Raw genomic sequence first — 19,762 nt, forward strand, 5'->3', positions numbered from 1 at the left:
TTCACTCCCCCGCGAACCGGTCGAAGCGCTCCTGCCCGATCGCGCCGTAGGCGTCCCGAACATAGTCGTAGTCGGAGTCGTCGATATTGGCGATAAAGCGCATGCCCTCGTACTTGAGGTTCTCTTCGCCGCCGTCCTCGACGATGGCCGCGACCAGTGCGTCGGAGTTCTCGACGACCGCATCGCGCAGGGTCTCGATGGTCTGCTCCGGGACATGGGAACCGGCGACCAATACATCGTTGGGGAGATCGGGGCCGCGCGCGATCACGCGGAACGCTCCCGGGGAGAGCTCCTCCTCGCGCGAGCGAAGACGGATGTAATCGTCCATGTAGTTGGTGCCCCAGGCGGCGACGTCACCGCGCTTGAGGGCCTCGTAGGCGACTCGCTCGGCGGTGTGTGTGAGCTCGACGTCTTCCTGCGGGTCGAGGCCATAGTCCGCGAGCAGCTGCAGCGGCGCGAGATGCGAGGAAGTCGAGCCGACGTCACCGACGGCAACGCGCTCGCCGCGCAGGTCATCGACCGAGGTGATGCCGCTGTCCGCCATCGTGATGATGCCGGAGAAATAGTCCGGGCGACTGAAGCCCAGCACGGGCTCGGCGCCAGTGAGCTCCTGCATGACCACGTACTCGGCCGGACCGGTGAGAACGAAGTCGACTTCCTCGGAGCGCAGCAGCTCCACGGCGGCCGTGCGGCTCGTGACCGGCGCGAACTCGACACCGAAGCCGGTGTACTGCTCCAGTGCCTCGGCGAAAGGCCCCCAGTCACGCCGGAGCTCCTCCAGGCCCGCGACGTCGGTGACCGCCATGGTCACCGTCTCCTGGGCTTGGAGGGGAGCGATGGATGACATCATCAGTGCAGTCGACGCGATGGCGCCCGCGAGGAAACGCTTGTGGCTCATGACGGCCTCCAGGTGGCTTGTTGAATGCCACTCAAGCGTGCCGTCGCCTTGTGACAGCAACGTTAGGTTATTGTTGATTTTACAAAAAGTTATTTTGACCGGGACTCCGACCAAAGCGGTCAATGGTGCGCAAACACCCGGCTATCGCTTCATCACCGGGCAACAGCCAAGGGCTATCGTGAGCCTTCACCGTGGGTTGCCAGGAGCTGGAAATGACGGAGGAAGCGCTCGCGCCGGAGAGTCAGCAGGGCCGGCCGCTGGCCATACGGGGAGCGGAGGTACTGCTGCCCGGCGAGGGCCTCACTGAAGCAACGGTGGTCGTCGCCGATGGCCGTATCGCCGAATGCACCAGTGGCCCTGGCGGAGACGCCAGGGCCATCGATGCCCGCGGGCTCCTGCTGCTCCCCGGCATCATTGACCTGCACGGCGATGCCTTCGAGCACTTCCTCATGCCGCGCTCCGGGGTGCCGTTTCCCGCAGCGGTGGCGTTGGCCGAGGTAGATCGCCAGCTCGTCGCCAACGGGATCACCACCGCCTACCACGGCATCACCTATTCCTGGGAGCCGGGTTTGCGGGGGCGCGAAACGGTGCTCGCCGTGCTCGACGCGCTCAACCGCCTGAATGGGGTCCTCGGCTGTGATACGCGGATCCATCTCCGACACGAGCTCTACAACGTCGACGCCGAGACCGAGATTCTCGAGTGGATACGCGCCGGGCAAATCGGGCTGATCGCGCTGAATGATCACTTGAGCATGATCCGTGAGCGTCTCGGGCGCGCCGAGAAACTCTCACAGTACACCGAGCGCAGCGGCCTGAGTCCCGACGCGTACCGCACTCTGGTCGAGGATATCGCGGCCCGCGCCGACGAGGTGGCCCCGGCGACAGCGCGCCTCTGCGCGCAGGCCCGCGCAGCCGGAGTGCCGATCGCATCCCACGACGACGAAAGCCCCGCGATGCGGGCGGCGTATCGGGAGCTTGGCGTGCAGCTCTGTGAATTCCCGTGCAACGCGGAGACGGCGGCCGACGCCATCGCCGCCGGAGAACCCGTCATTCTCGGCGCACCGAACGTACTGCGCGGGGGCAGCCACGACGGCCGGCTGCACGCCGGCGACGCCATCAACGAGGGACTGTGTACCGTGCTCGCCTCGGACTACTACTATCCGGCGACGCTGCACGCGGCCTGCCAGCTCTGGTCGGATGGTGGGATGGAGTTGGCCAGGGCCTGGGATCTGGTGGCCGGTGGTCCGGCACGCGCTGCCGGACTCACCGACCGCGGAATGATCCACCCCAGCCTACGCGCGGACCTCGTGCTGGTAGACCCGAATGGGGCACTCGGCCCGGCTGTCGCCGCCACCATAGCTGGCGGGCGCGTTGTGCATGCCCATCGCGGTCTAGGCGATCAGCGCCACCCCGTGCTTCCGTGAAGCACATGACCGCGGCAACCGAGCGAGCCGCCTGTACCGGAACTCGCCACGATGCCCGCTCCGGGCCGGGTACAACGGCCGAGCCTCTCTCGCCCCACCCGGCAGCGCCGCGTGCTCGGGCCAACGCGGCAGGAACGCGCCACCGGCATCCCGCCCGCCTTCAGTGCACCCGGTACCAGCACGGGGGCGCACGCCAGACGGGGTGCCAGCGCTCGGCGACGGCGGCGAGATCATTGCCAGCTCGGTGATGCGGCCGTGCGGTCCGAGCTCTGAGCCGAATGGCCAAGGCTCCCGGGGCGCTCAGCCGAGCGGAATGCGCTCGACCAGATGGAAGGGCGTGCTGCGATCCGGTTGATGGTAGAGGGCGAGGGCATCAACCGGCACCGGGCCACGAAGGGCATCGCCAGAGAAGAAACGCGTGAGCACCGACAGCACCTCCGGCGCGTCGGCCTCGGCGACGGGTTCGGTTAGCGTGAGATGGCAACGGAACTCATCGAGCACGAACGGGTAGCCCCACTGCGCCTGCAGCGCCCGCTGCCGGTGACTGAGTCCTTGCTCGGAGCGTAGTGCATCGGCGCCCCGGAAATCGTCGAGCCTGCGTACGCACTCGGCGGCGAGTGCCGCCATGGCCGCACTCTCCGGCTCCGGGCGCAATGCGAAGAAGGTGCCGAGGCGTGCGACGCGCAGCCCCGGCAGCGCGAACGGCTCACGCCCCGCAGCGATCGCCGCAACTGCCTCCCGCAGGTCATCGGCAGTGGTGCCCTCTCGCAGCGGCATCGGCGGACGCACCGTCGCGTGGAAGCCATAGTGTGCGGGGCGCGCGACCAGTGCCCGCCAGCGCAACGCGGGCATAGTCCTCGGCGGCGGGAAGACCTCACCCGTCTCCGGGTTGCGGCCGAGCCAGCGGCAGCCGAGGCGCCAGAGCGGGTGGGTCGAGGGCGGCGCGTAGTAGACCGCCCAGCGTCCGCCGTGCGGGCGCTCAGGCAAAACGCCGAGGCGGCGTGTCTCGCCCGCCCCCGGCACTCAGGCGTCCCTGCGGATGGGCTGGCTGCTCATGCCGCGTTTCGCCCCGCATCCAGGTTGAGCTCGCGGGTGGCCACGGCGTTGCGCACGGACTCGTCGTGGAAGATGCCTACGATGGCCGCGCCGCCCTCCAGCGCAGCCCGAATGAGCTCGATCACCCGCTCTCGGTTGGCCGCATCCAGGGACGCCGTCGGTTCGTCGAGGAGCAGCACTGGATGGCCCGCAGCAAAGCCGCGGGCGATGTTCACCCGCTGCTGCTCACCGCCGGAGAAGGTGGCCGGCGGCAGTGACCATAGGCGCCGGGGCAGGTGCAGCTGCTCCAGCAACGCTTCCGCCCGCGCCCGCGCTGCCTCCGGGGCATGACCGGTGCGCAGGAGTGGCTCGGCGACCAGCTCAATCGCAGGCACCCGGGGAACGGCGCGCAGGAACTGGGTGACATGCCCGAGGGTGTGCCGGCGCAGATCCACCACCTGCCGCGGGCTGGCGGCGCCGAGATCCAGCCACTCGCCCCGATGGCGCACGTGGACGCTGCCAGCCGGTGGCAGATAGTTGCCGTAAAGACAGCGCAGCAGCGTTGACTTGCCGCAGCCGGAAGGCCCGGTGAGGGCGACACACTCACCCGGCACGACGTCAAGCGCCACGCCGCGCAGCACTGGCAGCTCCAGCCCGCCCTGCAGATGCAACGTGAAGGTCTTGTGCAGGTTGCCAACACTCACCACCGGCTGCTCCGGTGCGGGCTCAGCGGCCGCCGTCGTGCCCGACCGCGCCTTGCTCATCGCGTAGCCTCCCGGGTGCCAATTCGACCGGCTTGGGTCCCAAGACCGGACGTCATCTGCCCCTCATCCACGAAGAATCGAGGAGACCAGCAGCTGGCTGTACGCATGCTGCGGGTCGTCCAGTACCTGATCGGTGAGCCCGTGCTCGACGGCACGCCCGGAGCGCATCACGAGCAGCCGGTCGGCGAGCAGCCGCACCACCCCGAGGTCGTGGGTCACCACGATGGCGGCGATGCCGAGCTCGCCCACCAGGCGCCGCAACAGGTCGAGCAGCCGCGCCTGCACCGATACGTCGAGGCCGCCGGTGGGCTCGTCGAGAAACAGCAGGCGCGGGCGCGTCACCAGGTTGCGGGCGAGCTGCAGGCGCTGCTGCATGCCGCCGGAGAAGGTCTGCGGGGTGTCGTCTATGCGCCCCTCCGCGATCTCCACCGCCTCCAGCCAGGTCCGGGCGCTCTCGCGGATGCGCCCGTAATGGCGCTCCCCGATCTGCATGAGCCGCTCGCCGACGTTGCCGCCGGCGGAGACGGCCATGCGCAGGCCGTCCCGCGGGTTCTGGTGGACCAGACCCCAGTCGGTGCGCAGCAGCATGCGCCGCTCGGCCTCGCCCAGGCGGTAAACGTCACGCAGCCGGCGATCACGGGTGCGGTAGGCCACCTGCCCGCTCTGGGGTGCGGCCTGGCCGGCGAGGGTCTGCAGGAGGGTGGACTTGCCCGCCCCCGACTCCCCAACGACGCCGAGCACCTCGCCGGGGTAGAGCACGAGATCGATCCCGGTGCAGGCCACCTGGGCACCGAAGCGGCGCTCGACGCCAGTGGCGATTAGCAGAGGCTCCGCGCTCATGCCTGCACCTCCCGCGGCTCGCCGGCGCGCCGGCGGGCGCAGTAATCGGTGTCCGAGCAGGCGAACAGCCGCGTGCCGGCATCGTCGGTGACGATCTCGTCCAGGTAGCTGTCGGCGGCCCCGCAGAGCTCGCAGGGCCGCTCCCAGCTCTCCACGGTGAACGGGTAGTCCTCGAAGTCCAGCGGCACGACATCGGTATAGGGCGGCACGGCGTAGACCCGGCGCTCACGTCCGGCTCCGAAGAGCTGCAGCGCCGGGCTGCGGTGCAGCTTCGGATTGTCGAAGCGCGGGATGGGCGAGGGGCTCATAAGATGGCGGCCATTGACCATCACCGGGTAATTGTAGGACTGGGTGACGCGCCCGCGGCGGGCGATCTGCTCGTAGAGCAAGACACGCATCGCGCCGTAGTCCGCGAGCGCATGCATGCGCCGGGTCTCCCGCTCGCTCGGCTCCACCCGGCGCAGCGGCTCGGGGATGGGTACCTGGTAGACCAGCGTCTGCGCCGCGGTGAGCGGCGTCTCGGGGATGCGATGGCGGGTCTGGATGATGCTCGCCTCGTCCGTGCGCTCGGTGGTGGCCACCCCTGCGGTACGGGCGAAGAAGCGGCGGATACTGACCGCGTTGGTGGTGTCGTCGGCGCCCTGATCGATCACCTTGAGGCAATCTTCGCGGCCGATCACGGCCGCCGTGACCTGGATGCCGCCTGTGCCCCAGCCGTAGGGCAACGGCATCTCCCGGGAGGCGAACGGGATCTGGCAACCCGGCACCGCCACCGCCTTGAGCAGCGCACGTCGCACCATGCGCTTGGTCTGCTCGTCCAGGTAGGCGAAGTTGTACCCGCCGTCGGCCGCGCTCATGACGCCTCCTCGTCGCCGGCGTCCGCGTACGCGGCCCGCAGGCGGCGCAGCGTATCCAGCTCGGCCTGGAAGTCGACGTAGTGCGGCAACTTCAGGTGCTCGACGAAACCGGTGGCCTGCACGTTGTCCGCGTGCTGCAGAACGAACTCCTGCTCCTGGGCCGGAGCGCTCACCGGCTCGCCGAGCTCATCGGCACGTAGCGCCCGGTCCACCAGCGCCATCGCCATGGCCTTGCGCTCGCCATGGCCGAAGACAAGGCCGTAGCCGCGGGTGAACTGGGGCGGCGCCTCGGCGCTGCCGGCGAACTGATTGACCATCTGGCACTCGGTCACCGTGAGCTCGCCGATGTCCAGGGGAAAGCCGAGCTCGGCGGGCTCAATGACGATGCTCACCGACCCCGTGCGGATCTCCCCGGCGAAGGGGTGGTTGTTGCCATAGCCGCGCTGGGTGGAATAGCCCATGGCAAGCAGGAACCCCTCGTCGCCGCGGGCGAGGGCCTGCAGGCGGCAGTCGCGCGACGCCGGGAAGGCGAGCGGCTCCTCGGTGAGATCGCCCACCGGCTCGTCGTCCGCCGGCGCCTCGTCCTCCACCAGGCCCTCGCTGCGAAGGAGCTCGCTCACTCCGGGCAGCGGGGCGTCGGGGTCGGCGTCCGCCTCCGGCGCCGGTGGCGGCGGCTCGCCCGCGGCGAGCCGGAAATCCAGCAGGCGATGGGTATAGTCGTAGGTCGGCCCGAGCAGCTGGCCGCCGGGGACGTCCTTGTAGATCGCCGACACTCGCCGGTGCACCCGCATGGCGGCGGTATCCAGTGGCACCGAGGCGGCGAGGCGCGGCAGGGTCGTGCGGTAGGCTCGGAGCAGGAACACAGCCTCGATCATGTCGCCCTGGGCCTGCTTGATGGCAAGCGCGGCGAGCTCCCGGTCATACAGCGAACCCTCGGCCATCACCCGATCCACCGCGCGGCCGAGCTGCTCACGGACCTGGTCGAGACCGAGCTCGGGCACGTCGCGGTCCCCGCGCCGGTTGTCCGCGAGCCAGCAGTGGGCGTTGTCGATAGCCTTCTCGCCGCCTTTCACGGGGACGTACATGCTTCCTCCTCGCTGATGCGCAGGGAGCGAGGCAGACCGACCACCTCGCCTCCGGCCACCAGGAACACGTCGCTGCCGAGGGGGTAGCGCGCGTGCATGGCCTGCCAAGCAGAGACGAAACCGGCCGGCAGGCCACGGCAGCGGAGCTGCCCACGACCCTGGATACCGGGCCCCTCGAGATACAGCACCGGACCGTCGGTTACTGAGTCCACTGCCAGCACCAGCGTGGTGTCGGTCTCCGGATAGCGCTCGTCGCTCGCCCCAAGATCGACCAGGGGCGGCGCCTCGGCGGCGCCCGCCAGCGCGATGGCTGCCCCCCGCGGATCCGCGCTTAGCGGGCAGCCGCAGTGGAAGCGGAGGTACTCCGCCGCGCCGGCGAGCGAGGGGGCGAGCCATACCGGCGTCGCGGCGTCAGCTAGCGTCAGGGCCAATGCGGCCATTGCCGGCGGCAGCATCGTCGGGTGCTCCTGCGGCGCGACCGGCCGGCGCCGGCTGCCGGGGCGCGCCAAGGCGTCAAGCAGGGCGCGGAAGCTGCGCTGGGCGTCATCCACCGGATCGGCGAAGCCTGCGAGCGACGGTGCGGCAGTCATGCTCCCCCCTCGCGGGCCATGGTGAAGAACTCCACTCGCGTCGCCGCGGCGCGGCGTGCGGTGCGCGTTCGCTCGCCCTCGAGCCGGGCGCGGACGGTAGCGAGCAGCTCCTCCAGGTCAGCCCTCTGCGGCCCGTCGGCCTGCAGCAGAGCGTCCAGCACGGCGATACGCTCGGCGCACCGCCGGCGCCGGCCGAGCAGATAGCCGTGGCCCACACGGCCATCCTCGAGCCGGGCGCTCGCCCGGGAGACGGTGACCTCACCAAGGTTGAACTGCCGCCCGGTGGCGCCGGCACGGCCCCGCACCATCACCAGCCCGGTCTCCCCGGGCCGCAGCAGGCGATAGTCCGGCAGGGGCCGCAGCCGCTCCCAGGCGGCACCCAGCTCCGCTGGCTCCGCCCGTGCCAGCAGCGCCAGTCGTGCACTGCGGCCGCCGCCGGACCCAACCTCCGGTCCTGCTGTGGTCATGCCGGAGCCCTCCGCTTGACACGTATAGACGTATAGACCAATAGTTCATCAACGAGGTGGCGCGACGCAAGAAACGGTTGCGTTACAGGCCTCCGGACGAATCAGCAAAGAGGTGCGGCGATGGCGCCAGCCGATATCCTTTGGCGACAGATCAGCAACCGGCTTGCCGACGAAATCGCCGCCGGGATCTATCCACCGGGTTCCCGCCTGCCCACCGAGGCGGCGCTTGCCGAGCGCTTCGCGGTGAACCGCCACACCGTGCGTCGGGCGATGGCCGAGCTGCGCACGCGTGGGCTGATCCGAATCGAACAGGGCCGAGGGACGTTCGTCCAGGACACGCTGATCGACTATCCGGTCTCGCGCCGGACACGCTTTAGCGACAATGTCATTGGCGCCGACCGCGATCCGAACTCGATCGCGCTGCGCAACCTGGAGCTGCCCGCCGATACAGAGATCGCCCAAGAGCTCGGTCTCCCCGCCGGCTCGCCCGTGGTCCTGATCGAAACGCTCCGCCTGGCGGATGGGCGGCCTCTGTCTGTCACCGCCCACTATTTCCCGGCTGCGCGCTTCCGCGGCATTGGCACGCATTTCCAGAACACCGGCTCGGTCACCCAGGCGCTCTACCAGATGGGAGTTCGCGACTATTTCCGTGATACCACGGCAGTCACTACCCGCCTGCCCGATGCCTGGGAGGCCAAACACCTGCGTCAGCCCCGATCCGAGCCGATCCTGGTTGCGCACTCGCTGAACGTCGACGCCGAGCGCCGCCCGATTGAATACGCCGAGGGCCGTTACGCCGGTCGGCGTGTGCAGTTCGTCTTTCACCCGCACTAACGCCCTTGGTCCGGATTGCCGTTGCGCACGAGATCCAGGACGCGTCGCGCGACACCTTCCACCGGGCCTTCGGCGGCGATAAAGCGAGTATCCGCCGGCAAGCTCGACTGCAGGGCGGCCGCTCGCGCAAGCCGTGCGCGGACTTCGTCCTCGTCCTCGCGGGCACGCCCAAGCAGTCGGTCGCGGAGCACATCCGGCGGCGCATGCAGGGCCAATGGCACCAGGGCAGGAACGCGTGCTCGGGCCTGCGGCAGGTATTCCCGCGAGCCATTGACCAGGACGGGCGTGCCCGCGGCCAGTGCTCGGGCCGCCTCAAGACCGATTCCATAGCAGCGCCCGTGGCTGCGCCACGCAAATAGGAACTCCCCGGCGGCCTCCCGCGCGGCGAACTCCGACTCGGGTACAGCTTCGTGCTGCTCGCCGCCAGCATTCACCGGACGCGTGATAACGCGCCGCGGCAGAAACAGTTCCCCGCCCTGTACGAGCGTCTGCAGGACCTTGATGACGCTGTCTTTACCAACCCCCGAAGGCCCGACCAGATAGAACAGTGGAACGGCCGACGACGCAGGATTCCCGGGTGACGCATTCATGGACCCAAGCTCACCACAACGACGTTATGAGCATGTGACGCGTTTCCGGCCCGGGTGCCGCAATCGTTGCCTCGACTTTGGCCACCATGCGCCTGGACCGCACTGAGTTACGTGCTTTGCCAAGGGCCGGCGAGGGCATACGGTCGGTAATTCGAGGCCATCAGCCGGCCGTCGGTACGGGCACTGCTGAGCCGCGGAGTCCGTCGCGGCGTGTGCAGGGCGGCTCCTTGCCGGTGGCATCCCGGCGGAGGACTGTTCAGCGGGGGCTAGATGCATCGAGGCTCGATGTATAAGATATCGGGATGGCATCCGAAACCGCCACGCACGCCAGGACTGATATCCCGGACTTCCTGAGCCGGGCCTACTGGAACGGCACCATCAAGATGAGCCTCTCGAAGTTCTTCATCCTGTGCGTGCTGCACCGGGGGCCCTTGCATGGCTACGAGATCACGCGGGAGGTTGCGTCGCTCACGAACGGCTGCTGCTCCCCCGCTGAGGGCACGATCTACCCCGTTCTGCGCCAGTACGAGCAGGGCGGCTACGTCACGGTCGAGAGCGAGACAGTGTCCGGGCGACACCGCCGCGTCTATCGCCTGACTGACAAGGGCAGGGAGGCGTTCCGGGTCGCCGTGGCTGCGTGGATGGATATTACCGAGTGCCTCCTCGCGTGCCGCAACGTGCTCGACGGCGAGGAGATGCCCCGTGTTCTCCGGGAGGAGTGAGTTTTTTTGCCCTGTGACTTTGACCATCGATGCATCGATGGTCACTCCATCAACCAAACACTGCTGAGGGAGCCAACCACCATGAATTCACCAGACCCCGTCGCGGTCATCGGCGCCGGCCCCGTCGGCCTCGCCGCAGCTGCCCGGCTGGTAGAACGCGGCCTCACCCCGTTGCTCTTCGAGCGTGGCCCGGGGCCGGCCACCGCGGTCCGTGAGTGGGGCCACGTGCGTGTCTTCACCCCCTGGCGCTACCTCGTCGATGAGAGCGCGGGGCGGATGCTTCGCCGTGCCGGCTGGATTGCTCCCCACCCGGAGCACCTTCCCACCGGTGCCGAGATCGCGGAGGCGTATCTCGGGCCCCTCGCCCGGCTTCCGGCCATCGCGCGGGGCCTTCACACGCGGGCCCTGGTCACGGCCGTCACGCGCGAAGGCGCGGGCAAGCTTCAGACCGCGGGCCGGGAGCGGTCGCGTTTCGCCGTCCACTGGCGAGATGCCGAGGGGAACCACAGGCGCACGCTCGCCCGGGCGGTTATCGACGCGTCCGGGACCTGGCATCAACCGTCACCGCTTGGCGTTGCGGGCATCGCCGTTCCGGGGGAGCAGGAGGCGAGCGATCGTCTCGCCTATGGCATTCCGGATGTCCTCGGCAGCGCGCGGACCCGCTATGCCGGGCGCCGCGTGCTCGTGGTCGGCGGCGGCCACTCGGCGATGAACGCGGTCCTCGACCTCCTGCGCCTGCGTCAGGAAGCGGCCAGCACGGAGGTGTTCTGGGCACTGCGCCGGTCCGGGCTCGATCACGTTATCGGCGGTGGCCGTAGCGATGAGCTGCCGGCACGGGGGCAGCTGGGCCTGGAGGCGGCCGAGGCGATCGAGCGCGGCGAGCTGACACGGCTCGCACCGTTTTCGGTCACCGCCCTTGCACGCCGGGACAACGGCCTCCGGGTCGACGCCGTACACGACGGCAGGCACGACTCGCTCGACGTGGACGAGGTCATCGCCTGCACGGGCTTTCGCCCGGACACGGCGATGTTTCGGGAGCTGCGGGTGGAGCTCGATCCCGTCATGGAGGCACCGCCGCGGCTGGCGCCCCTCATTGATCCCAACGTCCACAGCTGCGGCACCGTGCCGCCCCACGGCGTCGACGAGCTCCGCCACCCGGAGCCTGGTTTCTACATCGCCGGGATGAAGTCATACGGCCGCGCGCCCACCTTCCTGATGGCGACCGGCTACGAGCAGGTCCGCTCGATCGCTGCGGAGCTCGCGGGGGATCCTGTAGCAGCGCGGGAGGTGCGTCTGGAGCTGCCGGAGACCGGCGTGTGCAGCGCCGGGCCCGTTGCCAGCAGCTGCTGCGGAACAGCACCGCAACGTCGCACGGCGCCCGCCACGCTCAATCTGAGCACGTCGAGCTGCTGCGGCGGACGCTAGGGCCCGGGCGAGCTGATGAACCGGTTCATCACGGCCCTCGGCGTCAGCCAGATCTGCGCCTGGGGGACGCTCTATTACAGCTTCCCCCAGATCGCGGAGGCGATGGGCGCCGAGCTTGGGTGGACCAAGGCCGAACGCTACCTCGCGCCCACGCTGACACTGCTTATCGCCGCGGTGAGCGCAATCCCGGTGGGCATCGCGATCGACCGCGGCCACGGGCGTGCCGTCATGACCTTCGGGGCCATCGCCGAGGCGCTCGACATGGAGCCCTCCTCGCTCACCCGCTCACTCAGCCCGCTCCTGCGTCGGGGGCTCGTCGAGCTCGCCTCCGGGCCGGATCGTCGCGAGCGGCGTGCGCGGGTCACGCACGAGGGCAAGCGTGTGCTCGAACAGGCCCATGAACGCTGGCAGCACATCCAGGCCCGCCTCGCCGAGGACATCGGCGAGGAGGACTTCCAGAAGCTCTTGGCGCTGCTGCAGCAGGGACGGCAGCGAATCGCGAACCGAAGCGCCGCTCACCAGGAGGAATCTCGGCCATGACGACATCAACCCTGACGTTCGGCCGCCGCGCGGCACCCAGCCCCACCTTCCTCACCATCGCCGCCGGCGTGGTGATGCTGTGGCTCATCGCCATCGCAACGCTGGCGGCCGATGGCGTCTTCAACGTACCGCCCTCGGCACCGCCGGTGACAACGCTCACGGCCATGCTGTTGCCGCCGGCTGCCTTCCTCCTGTTGCTGCGGCTACGGCGCGTCCGGGAGGCGATCCTCGCCATTCATCCGGTCTGGCTGGCCGCCGTGCACGGCCTGCGCATCCTCGGCGCGGGATTCCTGTTCGTCTACGCGTTCGGCCACCTGCCGGGCCTGTTCGCGCACACTGCCGGCTGGGGCGATGTGCTCGTCGCGGTGCTCGCACCGTTTGTCGCTGCACGCCTCGCCGTTGACCCGGACTTCCTGCGCTCGCCCTGGCATCTCGGCTTCCACGCGCTTGGCTTGCTCGATTTCGCCGGCGCCGTGCTCTCGGGACTGATCGCGCGCGGTACGCTGCCACTGCTCGGCCTCTCCGAGTCGACAGCCGCCCTTGGTGCCCTGCCGCTCGCCCTTGTCCCTTGCTTCGCCGTGCCGCTCTGGATCTGCCTGCACATTGCCGCGATCGTGCAGATTCGCGACGCCCGGCGCCGCGACCGCCAGGGCGAGGATGACGTGACCGGGGACGCCTTGGCCTCCCTGTGAGCGCCGGGACCGAGGAGGCCCCATGAACCACGCGATGGAGATCCGTGCCAGCAACCTGGATGCCTCGATGCTGCACCTGCTGGTGCACTGTGGGCTGCCTATCGATGATCTGGGGACGGCCGAGGGGCGAGCGCGGGTCTGGTGGTTCGCCGCGCGCTCGGGGCGTGAGACCGTCGGCGTCATCGGCCTCGAGGAAGCCGGGGGCGACGCACTGCTGCGCTCGCTTGCCGTGCACCCCGACCATCGCGGCACTGGCCTGGGCAAAAGACTGCTCGCGCACGCGGAGCAATGGGCCCGGGAGCGGGGGATCGCGCGGCTGTATTTGCTGACAACGACCGCTGCGGCGTTCTTCTCCGCGTGCGGTTATCGGTCCCTGGCCCGGGAAGCAGCACCCACTGCGATTCGCGGGAGTGCGCAGTTCGCCGACATCTGCCCCGGATCGGCCGAGTTCATGGGCCGAACGCTATGAGGGGTCGCCCGCAACCCGGATCCGGGGCTCGCAGCGCACCGGGAAGTTCATCGACCGCGCGATGAAGCACTCGTGGTGAGCCGCCTCGTGGAGCGCGAGGGCCGAATCGGTGCGGGACGCCTCCCGGATGACGACCTCCGGATGGAGAACGACCTCGCTGAAGCGATTCTCTTCGCCACCGAGCCGCAAGGTCCCCTCGGCATGGTCAACGTAGCTCTCCACCGTGATGCCGGCATCGGCGCAGAGGTGGAGGTACCAGAGCTTGTGACAGGCCGAGAGGGCGGCGACGAGCAGGTCCTCCGGGTTCCAGCGTGCGCCGTCGCCGAGAAACTGCGGGTCGGCGGAGCCCGCGATGAGCGGCTTGCCCGCGACCTTGATCTCGTGATCGCGGCGGTACGCCCGATAGTCTCCCGTCCCTTCGCCCGTGTTGCCGGTCCACTCCACCGTGACCGCGTAGTGGTGATCCCTTGCCATACCCAAAGCCTCCGCATTGACTTCCCGGTCGTTACGTCCTCAGGGACACCAGAACGGGCGGTACGCGACTCGCAGCAGCTCCCGGCGACTGACGCCAATGTCCCGCAGCATCCGGTCATCGAGGCGAACGAGGTCCTCCCGCAACTGCCGACGCACGGCGCGCCGCCCGCGCCACGTCCTCAGGCAGCGCCTGATGGCCAAAATCCAGCCGACCTGCCTGGAGCTCCCCGTTCCCCTCGATGCCCCACACTCACATGGCCCCACCTGCTCGAACATGACGCTGCCTTCCTGCCGGCCACTTCGCCGGCATCTGCAATGGACACACCACGAAGCTAGGCCGACATCGGCTTGCCAGAAAGATCCGTTTTTGAGTAAAAGAAGGTGCCAATCGGGAGAGACCGCTCCATGGCCCATGCCTCCTATCCCCTCGCGCAGCGCTTTCAGCCCGTCCGCAGTGGGGTGCGAACGCTCCAGGATCAGCTCGTTGCCTTCCTGCGCGGCGCCGTGGCCGAGGGGACGCTGCGCCCGGGCGAGCGCCTGCCGGCCTCCCGGGAACTGGCGCGCGAGATGGGGCTATCGCGCAACACGGTGCTCGTCGCCTTCGAACGGCTCATGGCGGAGGGTTATCTCGAGTCGCGGCGTGGTGCCGGCACCTATGTAGCCGCGGGCCTGCCGGCTCCGGCCACGGCCGACTCACATGCGAGCTCTGGCGACGATGCCCCGTCACGCCGATATTCCCGCCGTGCGCAGGCCGTGCGCGAGCATAGGTCGCCGATGGTCTCCGGCAATCCGCCGGGTCCGATGACGCCGGGGCTGCCCGCCCTCGACGAATTCCCGTTCACGCAGTGGGCGCGCCTCAGCGGCCGCTACTGGCGAGGCCGCAACGCCGCCGAGCTCGCCTACACCGATCCGGCCGGACTGCCAGCGCTGCGCGCGGCCATCAGCCACTACCTGCGCGCCTACCGGGGCGTTCTCTGCGAACCCGACCAGGTGGTCGTGGTCGGTGGCACCCAGGCGGGCATCGATATCACCGCCCGGGTCTTGCTCGAGGCCGGGGAAACGGTCTGGGTCGAGGACCCGGGCTACGGCGCCTGTCAGAAGGCGCTGCTCGGCGCCGACGCGCGCCTCGCACCGGTGCCGGTGGACGAGGACGGAATCCAGGTCGAGGCCGGCGAGCAGCTCGCACCAGACGCCAGGCTCGCCTTCGTTGCGCCGGCACATCAGTATCCGACGGGCGCGGTGATGAGCCTGGAGCGCCGCCTCGCGCTCCTGGACTGGGCACGGCGCGCAGCCGCCTGGGTGCTGGAGGACGACTACGACGGGGAGTTCCGCTACGGGCGCCCGCCGATCAGCACCCTGCACGCGCTCGACCAGGGCAAGCGCGTGATCTATCTCGGCACTCTCAGCAAGGTCCTCGCGCCTGCGCTGCGAGTCGGCTACCTCATCGTGCCGCACGACCTGCACGAGACATTTGCCGCGATGAAGGCCGCCACCGACCGCCAGATGCCCATCGGCGAGCAGGCGGTCGCGGCGGAGTTCATCGCTTCCGGCCGGCTCGCAGCCCATGTACGGCGGCTTCGAACCCTATATGGTCGTCGTCGGGAAGCGCTCCGGGGCGCGTTGTCGTCGCACCTTGGCGAGCTGCTCGACATCCAGGACAGCGGAGCGGGCCTGCACTTCATGGCCCGATTCGCCAGCACGCTACCGGCGGACACGGCCATCGCCCGGGAGGCACAGCGGCGTGGGCTCGGCGTGCGTGCCCTCTCGACGTCCTCACCGCTGAAGCGCCAGCTGCAGGGACTCATCATCGGGTTCGCGAACGTACCGCAAGAGCGCGCTGACCCATGCGCGCAGATGCTCGCCGATGCCATCAAAGCCGCGCACCCCCACACGGCCCTTGCCTAAGCGTCGCAGGCGGACGACATCGCCCGCCCGGTCGATAGCGCAGGGTTCGGCGTGTTCGCCTCACCCGAGTATGTGGCTCGCAACGGCGCGCCAGCGGACCCGAGAGCCCTGGCAGGTCACGAGTGCCTTGCGTACGTCTACCCGGGCACGGATCGACGCTATCCCTGGCAGCTCTTCGAGCGGGGCGCCGAAATCTCGATCCCGCCGAGCGGGAGACTTGCGCTCGACCATGGAGAGGCGCTGGTGGACGCCGCCGTCGAAGGCCACGGCATCCTTTACGTCCAGGACTACATGGTCGAGCAGGCAATCCATGAGGGGCGACTCACGCCCATATTGCAGGCCTACTGGCCGGCACGTATGAGTGTCGCGCTCATCTACCGCGAGCCGCAGCACCTCTCCCGTCGCGTTTCCGCACTGATTGGCTTTCTCCGAGCGCATTTCCAGCCACACACGGAGGGAAACGAAGGCCCTGCCGAAGCGTGATACGCGACCCGCAAGAACCTCCCAATCCTGATCAGGACGCCCCAACGTCCGGATCTCATCTCGCCGGCGAGAGACAGCGCCGAGGCCCACGAGATCGAACCTGCCGGCATCCGCGGCATCGAGGGCCGCCACGGGCATGGCTTCGGATCTGCGCCCGGCGGATCAAGGATCCTGCTCGTTGTAGTGCCTGGCCTCGGTGAGAATCCAGTCCCGGATCGCGATGACCTCGGCGGCCGGTTCGGATTCCGCCTGAACGAGCCAGTAGGCATGCTCGGTGGACGCCGCGGGCCCGCGCCAGGCAAGCGCCTTCAGTCGCCCATCGGCCAGCATCGGCTCGACCAGCGCGCGGCGACCGAGCGCCACCCCCTGGCCTGCGATCGCGGCCTGAATGACCTGATCATACTGGTTGAAGTGGACGACACGCCTGGGTGCGTCGCGGTCGAGGCTGGCGGCGTGCAGCTGCTCACTCCATTGCAGCCACGGGCGTCCCGGATCGCCGAACTCAAGGAGGGTGAGCGCGGGCAACGTCTCGGCGTCCACCCGATCCACCGCGAGCGATGGATGGGCGACAGGGACTGTGCACTCCCCGAACAGTCGGAGCGCGCCTGGCGGGGCGTCGCGCCCCGAACAGTAGCGGATCGCGAGGTCGATGCCTGCCGCGCGCAGGTCGAGCAGCGCGTTATTCGCCTCAACGCGGACATCGATGCCAGGCAGCTCCCCTTGCAGACGACCGAGTCTTGGCAGGAGCCAAAGCCCTGAGACACCGATGCTCGCGGTAATCGTCACGCCCGCACGGGTCTTCTGGCGTCCGAGGTAAGCGACGGCGGCCTCGATCTGGCTGATCGACTGCTCCGCCACGCGGAAGAAGTGCTCGCCCGCCGGTGTCAGCGAGATTGAGCGGTGGCCGCGCTCGAGAAGCTCCACGCCAAGGTAGTCCTCGAGAGTTCGCAGCTTCCGGCTGACCGCGGACTGCGTGAGAAAGAGGTCCTCGGCGGCGAGGGTGACGCTCATGCGGCGTCCGACGGCGACGAAGCCGCGCACGGCATCGAGTGGCGGAAGGCGGACGGCGGATTTACTCATGGCAACCTTCTTCCCCGCGAAAAGCACCCGACACGACAGGGTCGCCGCTTGTTGCAGACCGGTGCCATTGGGTAAGGCAACTCACCCGGTTCGGACCGGCCCCGATGCCAGGGGCAGTGCGCCCAACAACCTACCCGGCCAGCCGTAACCTGTTCAGGCCGATCATCGTGAAATTTCGTCTGCTACCGGGTGCCCAGACGAATGCCAGCGCCCACCGTCAGATCGGGCGTGGCGACGCGGGGCGACCAGACTTGCCCCAGGGGAATGTGAGTGGCGCAAATTCCGCATTTGCCTCGATAGCGGGGTGGGGCGCGAAATCAGGCTCAGGTCGGCCGCTTTGGCGACACACTGGATCCCGTGCACCTCGCCCAAGGTCACGCGCCGCGCGCGACGGGCTCGTCTGTCGCCCCCCGGCGCCCGGTCGGATCACCGCCCACCCGCCGAGGGAGGAATAGCCGCCCTATGTACTCTTCCTTGACCCACAGCTGCATGCCGTCCCCCTGCCAGCGCCTTGGGCAATCGGTCTTCCAGGGGCTGCTCACCGGTGTTCTCTCCCTCGCCGCTTATAGGACAGCGGTGTCATTGCTCGGGGCAATGCGGACCGCCCTCACAACCGCCGCGGTGCCGGGCGTAGCGGTGCGCGGCCGCATCCTGCTTCCTGGCGAAATCCCCAGGGCCGTGGCCTGGGCAGGCCCTGGCACGACGACGCTCGGGATGCTTGTAAGCCTCCTCCCGCCGCGACCCAACAAGAGTCCCCGCTCCCGGGGCACGGCCGGGAGCACGCCGCTGGCCGCCGGAGACACAGCCGCAGCGAGGATCGAGCGATGAAGCTGGAAGAGGCCCTTCGCGCCAGGCGCTCCTGTCGCGAGTTCGCCCACGAACCCATCGAGGGCGAGTCATTGCGCCGCATTCTCAATGCCGCGTTTGGTCGCCCCAAGACGCAAGGCGCACGCCGCCACATCCCCTCGGCCGGGGAGTCTTATCCACTGCTGGCTCGGGTAGTTGCGTCGCGGGTCCTCGAGTTGCCCCGGGGCCTTTATGAGCACAACCCGGACGCGGATCGCCTGGAGCGAATCGCGCTCGCGGACCTCGGCGGGACCGAGGAGCCGCAAAAGGCCCTGGTCGGCGCCACGATCGGCCAACAGACCTGGATCGGGGACGCGGCCGCGGTAGTCGGGGTTTTCGGGGCAACGGACGGGCTCGAGGCGCGCTTCGGCTCGCAACCACCGCCGGGTCGCTGGCAGCGCTACCTGTGGATGGAGGCGGGGGCTGCGGCCCAGAACGCCGCCCTGCGCGCCGCGGAGCAGGGGGTCGGGATGACGCTTGTCGGCGGCTTTGATGATCGGGCCGTTCAGCGCCTGTTCGGGCTCGGTGACGAGCCCCTGGTCGCGACCGCGCTTCTGGTGCTTGGCCGCCCCCTCCCAGGCGGCGCCGCGGGCGGGCACAGGTGACGCGCCCGCCTTCGCGTCAGCGCTTCCACTCCCCGTAGGGATTCGGATCGTGGTGGTCGCCGGGCCCGTCGTTGGCCTAATCCAGGTCAAAGCTGGTTGGAGGTGGACCTCCCGCGCTACCGCGAGCACTCCGGCGCCTCATTTCGAAGTTTGCTCAAGGCCTCGGCACTGACGGCGCGGGGCTGGCGGAGGGCAAGCTGGCAGTTTCGTGCTCCTCGCCGGGCTGCCCCCTGGGCGGTGCTCAACTACTTGCCCGCGTAAAGCCTTCGGCAGAAACCAACCCAAGTCGCCCCGATCATGACCTTCGGCAACCTATCGACGGTCGTCATCGTGCTGCCAGTTCTGGCCGTGCTGCAGCCCGGGTAGGCAGATACATCACAACCACGCGCTATCCCTCATCGAGATGCAGCGTTGTAACCTTCGCGGACTCGCGGCGCCAGACCCGGAAATGCTCGTCCATCGCCATTCGTGCCTCCTCCGGATCCCGGTACCGTATCGCCGAGAGAATGGCGCCATAGGTTTCGCGGACGCGCTCCTCGGCGCCTGGCACCTGGCGCACATTCTCAACGCGGCGCTCGAGAACGTGTCGCAGCACGGACGCCAAGCCGTCCACCAGCAACACGATCACGGCATTATGCGAGGCCCGGGCAAGTGCCGTATGGAACCCGTGGTGGGCATCCACAACGCCTTCGCCCTCGGCTGAGCGCGTGCGCTCCAGGTACCGATTCATGGCGTCCACCTCGTCGGTGCTCGCGTGTAACGCCGCAGAGTAGGCGATCTCGCGCTCGATCATTTCCTGGGCGCGCATCAGCTCCTCCACGGAGATGTAGCCGAGTTTGAGGGCCACCTCGAAGTACATCTGCACGAACTGCGACTGGGGAAGCACTAGATACGTGCCACTGCCCTGCACGCGCTGAATGAGGCCTAGGCTTTCCAGTGCCGCCAGCCGCTCCCGCAGCGTGTGACGCTGGACCCGCAGCTGGCGCGCGAGATCGCGCTCGGTCGGCAGACGCACCCGTCCATGCGTATCCGCCTTGAGCTTGGCAATGATCTCCTCGGTCAGTCGGCGGAAAAGGGAATCGCCCTCGCGGTTGCCGTTATCCAATGTTCCCTTCCCGACACCTGAACTGACTCGAA

General features: G+C 68.8%; 23 protein-coding genes. 10 read left to right on the top strand and 13 right to left on the bottom strand.

The window, feature by feature from the left end; all coding sequences use genetic code 11:
• Window position 1: 1 nt before the first annotated feature.
• Window positions 2–898: a phosphate/phosphite/phosphonate ABC transporter substrate-binding protein gene (locus LMH63_RS18755; protein WP_109680145.1), complete on the bottom strand. Its 897-nt coding sequence runs from the start codon at window positions 896–898 to the stop codon at window positions 2–4.
• 212 nt (window positions 899–1,110) lie between these two features.
• Between LMH63_RS18755 and LMH63_RS18760 the strand changes: the two genes are divergently transcribed.
• Window positions 1,111–2,322, top strand: coding sequence for an alpha-D-ribose 1-methylphosphonate 5-triphosphate diphosphatase (locus LMH63_RS18760; protein WP_109680146.1), 1,212 nt, complete (start codon window positions 1,111–1,113; stop codon window positions 2,320–2,322).
• Window positions 2,323–2,622: 300 nt separating this feature from the next.
• Here LMH63_RS18760 and LMH63_RS18765 read toward each other — a convergent pair whose 3' ends face one another.
• The 7 genes from LMH63_RS18765 to phnG form a co-directional block, all read right to left on the bottom strand.
• Window positions 2,623–3,345, bottom strand: a complete 723-nt coding sequence (locus LMH63_RS18765) for a DUF1045 domain-containing protein (protein ID WP_146205283.1) — start codon at window positions 3,343–3,345, stop codon at window positions 2,623–2,625.
• Window positions 3,346–3,374: 29 nt separating this feature from the next.
• Window positions 3,375–4,121 carry a phosphonate C-P lyase system protein PhnL gene (gene phnL, locus LMH63_RS18770; protein ID WP_109680148.1) on the bottom strand — a complete coding sequence of 249 codons (747 nt, stop codon included), beginning with the start codon at window positions 4,119–4,121 and terminating at the stop codon, window positions 3,375–3,377.
• 63 nt (window positions 4,122–4,184) lie between these two features.
• Window positions 4,185–4,961: a phosphonate C-P lyase system protein PhnK gene (gene phnK / locus LMH63_RS18775; RefSeq protein ID WP_109680149.1), complete on the bottom strand. Its 777-nt coding sequence runs from the start codon at window positions 4,959–4,961 to the stop codon at window positions 4,185–4,187.
• A complete protein-coding gene (locus LMH63_RS18780) occupies window positions 4,958–5,818 on the bottom strand; it encodes an alpha-D-ribose 1-methylphosphonate 5-phosphate C-P-lyase PhnJ (protein WP_109680150.1) in 861 nt (286 codons plus the stop codon). The genes phnK and LMH63_RS18780 overlap by 4 nt, the downstream gene beginning before the upstream one ends.
• Entirely contained in the window at window positions 5,815–6,903 is a 1,089-nt protein-coding gene (locus LMH63_RS18785; protein WP_109680151.1) for a carbon-phosphorus lyase complex subunit, read from the bottom strand. The genes LMH63_RS18780 and LMH63_RS18785 overlap by 4 nt, the downstream gene beginning before the upstream one ends.
• Window positions 6,888–7,493: a phosphonate C-P lyase system protein PhnH gene (phnH, locus tag LMH63_RS18790; RefSeq protein ID WP_109680152.1), complete on the bottom strand. Its 606-nt coding sequence runs from the start codon at window positions 7,491–7,493 to the stop codon at window positions 6,888–6,890. Before phnH ends, LMH63_RS18785 begins: the two co-directional genes overlap by 16 nt.
• Window positions 7,490–7,960 (bottom strand): phosphonate C-P lyase system protein PhnG, encoded by a 471-nt coding sequence (phnG, locus tag LMH63_RS18795; protein ID WP_109680153.1) that lies wholly within the window; start codon window positions 7,958–7,960, stop codon window positions 7,490–7,492. The genes phnH and phnG overlap by 4 nt, the downstream gene beginning before the upstream one ends.
• Before the next feature lie 120 nt (window positions 7,961–8,080).
• On the opposite strand from phnG, the gene phnF reads away from it, so the two are divergent.
• Window positions 8,081–8,794 carry a phosphonate metabolism transcriptional regulator PhnF gene (gene phnF / locus LMH63_RS18800; RefSeq protein ID WP_109680154.1) on the top strand — a complete coding sequence of 238 codons (714 nt, stop codon included), beginning with the start codon at window positions 8,081–8,083 and terminating at the stop codon, window positions 8,792–8,794.
• Here phnF and phnN read toward each other — a convergent pair.
• Window positions 8,791–9,384: a phosphonate metabolism protein/1,5-bisphosphokinase (PRPP-forming) PhnN gene (phnN, locus tag LMH63_RS18805; RefSeq protein WP_109680155.1), complete on the bottom strand. Its 594-nt coding sequence runs from the start codon at window positions 9,382–9,384 to the stop codon at window positions 8,791–8,793. The genes phnF and phnN overlap by 4 nt on opposite strands.
• Before the next feature lie 302 nt (window positions 9,385–9,686).
• Between phnN and LMH63_RS18810 the strand changes: the two genes are divergently transcribed.
• From LMH63_RS18810 to arsN2, 5 genes are all read left to right on the top strand, one after another.
• Window positions 9,687–10,106 carry a PadR family transcriptional regulator gene (locus LMH63_RS18810; RefSeq protein ID WP_199225756.1) on the top strand — a complete coding sequence of 140 codons (420 nt, stop codon included), beginning with the start codon at window positions 9,687–9,689 and terminating at the stop codon, window positions 10,104–10,106.
• Between the two features lie 81 nt (window positions 10,107–10,187).
• Window positions 10,188–11,531: an FAD-dependent oxidoreductase gene (locus LMH63_RS18815; RefSeq protein ID WP_109680156.1), complete on the top strand. Its 1,344-nt coding sequence runs from the start codon at window positions 10,188–10,190 to the stop codon at window positions 11,529–11,531.
• A 15-nt stretch (window positions 11,532–11,546) separates the two neighbouring features.
• Window positions 11,547–12,071 carry a MarR family winged helix-turn-helix transcriptional regulator gene (locus LMH63_RS18820; protein ID WP_109680157.1) on the top strand — a complete coding sequence of 175 codons (525 nt, stop codon included), beginning with the start codon at window positions 11,547–11,549 and terminating at the stop codon, window positions 12,069–12,071.
• Window positions 12,068–12,763, top strand: a complete 696-nt coding sequence (locus tag LMH63_RS18825) for a DUF8737 domain-containing protein (RefSeq protein ID WP_109680158.1) — start codon at window positions 12,068–12,070, stop codon at window positions 12,761–12,763. Before LMH63_RS18820 ends, LMH63_RS18825 begins: the two co-directional genes overlap by 4 nt.
• A 22-nt stretch (window positions 12,764–12,785) precedes the next feature.
• The gene (arsN2, locus tag LMH63_RS18830) at window positions 12,786–13,232 is read left to right on the top strand and encodes an arsenic resistance N-acetyltransferase ArsN2 (protein ID WP_109680159.1); all 447 of its coding nucleotides are present in this window, start codon (window positions 12,786–12,788) and stop codon (window positions 13,230–13,232) included.
• Here the strand turns inward: arsN2 and LMH63_RS18835 are convergent.
• Complete coding sequence (locus LMH63_RS18835) at window positions 13,227–13,706, bottom strand: OsmC family protein (protein ID WP_109680160.1); 480 nt, start codon at window positions 13,704–13,706, stop codon at window positions 13,227–13,229. The genes arsN2 and LMH63_RS18835 overlap by 6 nt on opposite strands.
• Window positions 13,707–13,745: 39 nt before the next feature.
• Window positions 13,746–14,120 (bottom strand): DUF1127 domain-containing protein, encoded by a 375-nt coding sequence (locus LMH63_RS19605; protein ID WP_369406047.1) that lies wholly within the window; start codon window positions 14,118–14,120, stop codon window positions 13,746–13,748.
• On the opposite strand from LMH63_RS19605, the gene pdxR reads away from it, so the two are divergent.
• Window positions 14,112–15,611: a MocR-like pyridoxine biosynthesis transcription factor PdxR gene (gene pdxR / locus LMH63_RS18840; protein ID WP_229332668.1), complete on the top strand. Its 1,500-nt coding sequence runs from the start codon at window positions 14,112–14,114 to the stop codon at window positions 15,609–15,611. The genes LMH63_RS19605 and pdxR overlap by 9 nt on opposite strands.
• 51 nt (window positions 15,612–15,662) lie before the next feature.
• Window positions 15,663–16,094, top strand: a complete 432-nt coding sequence (locus LMH63_RS18845) for a substrate binding domain-containing protein (protein ID WP_158280458.1) — start codon at window positions 15,663–15,665, stop codon at window positions 16,092–16,094.
• Between the two features lie 162 nt (window positions 16,095–16,256).
• Here LMH63_RS18845 and LMH63_RS18850 read toward each other — a convergent pair whose 3' ends face one another.
• Entirely contained in the window at window positions 16,257–17,174 is a 918-nt protein-coding gene (locus LMH63_RS18850; protein WP_109679883.1) for a LysR substrate-binding domain-containing protein, read from the bottom strand.
• Between the two features lie 824 nt (window positions 17,175–17,998).
• Between LMH63_RS18850 and LMH63_RS18855 the strand changes: the two genes are divergently transcribed.
• Window positions 17,999–18,625, top strand: coding sequence for a nitroreductase family protein (locus tag LMH63_RS18855; RefSeq protein WP_109679881.1), 627 nt, complete (start codon window positions 17,999–18,001; stop codon window positions 18,623–18,625).
• A gap of 388 nt (window positions 18,626–19,013) precedes the next feature.
• Here the strand turns inward: LMH63_RS18855 and LMH63_RS18860 are convergent, their stop codons facing one another.
• Window positions 19,014–19,730, bottom strand: a complete 717-nt coding sequence (locus tag LMH63_RS18860) for a FadR/GntR family transcriptional regulator (RefSeq protein WP_109679880.1) — start codon at window positions 19,728–19,730, stop codon at window positions 19,014–19,016.
• Between the last annotated feature and the right edge of the window lie 32 nt (window positions 19,731–19,762).

The organism is Spiribacter halobius (assembly GCF_020883455.1).
Lineage (GTDB): Bacteria > Pseudomonadota > Gammaproteobacteria > Nitrococcales > Nitrococcaceae > Sediminicurvatus > Sediminicurvatus halobius.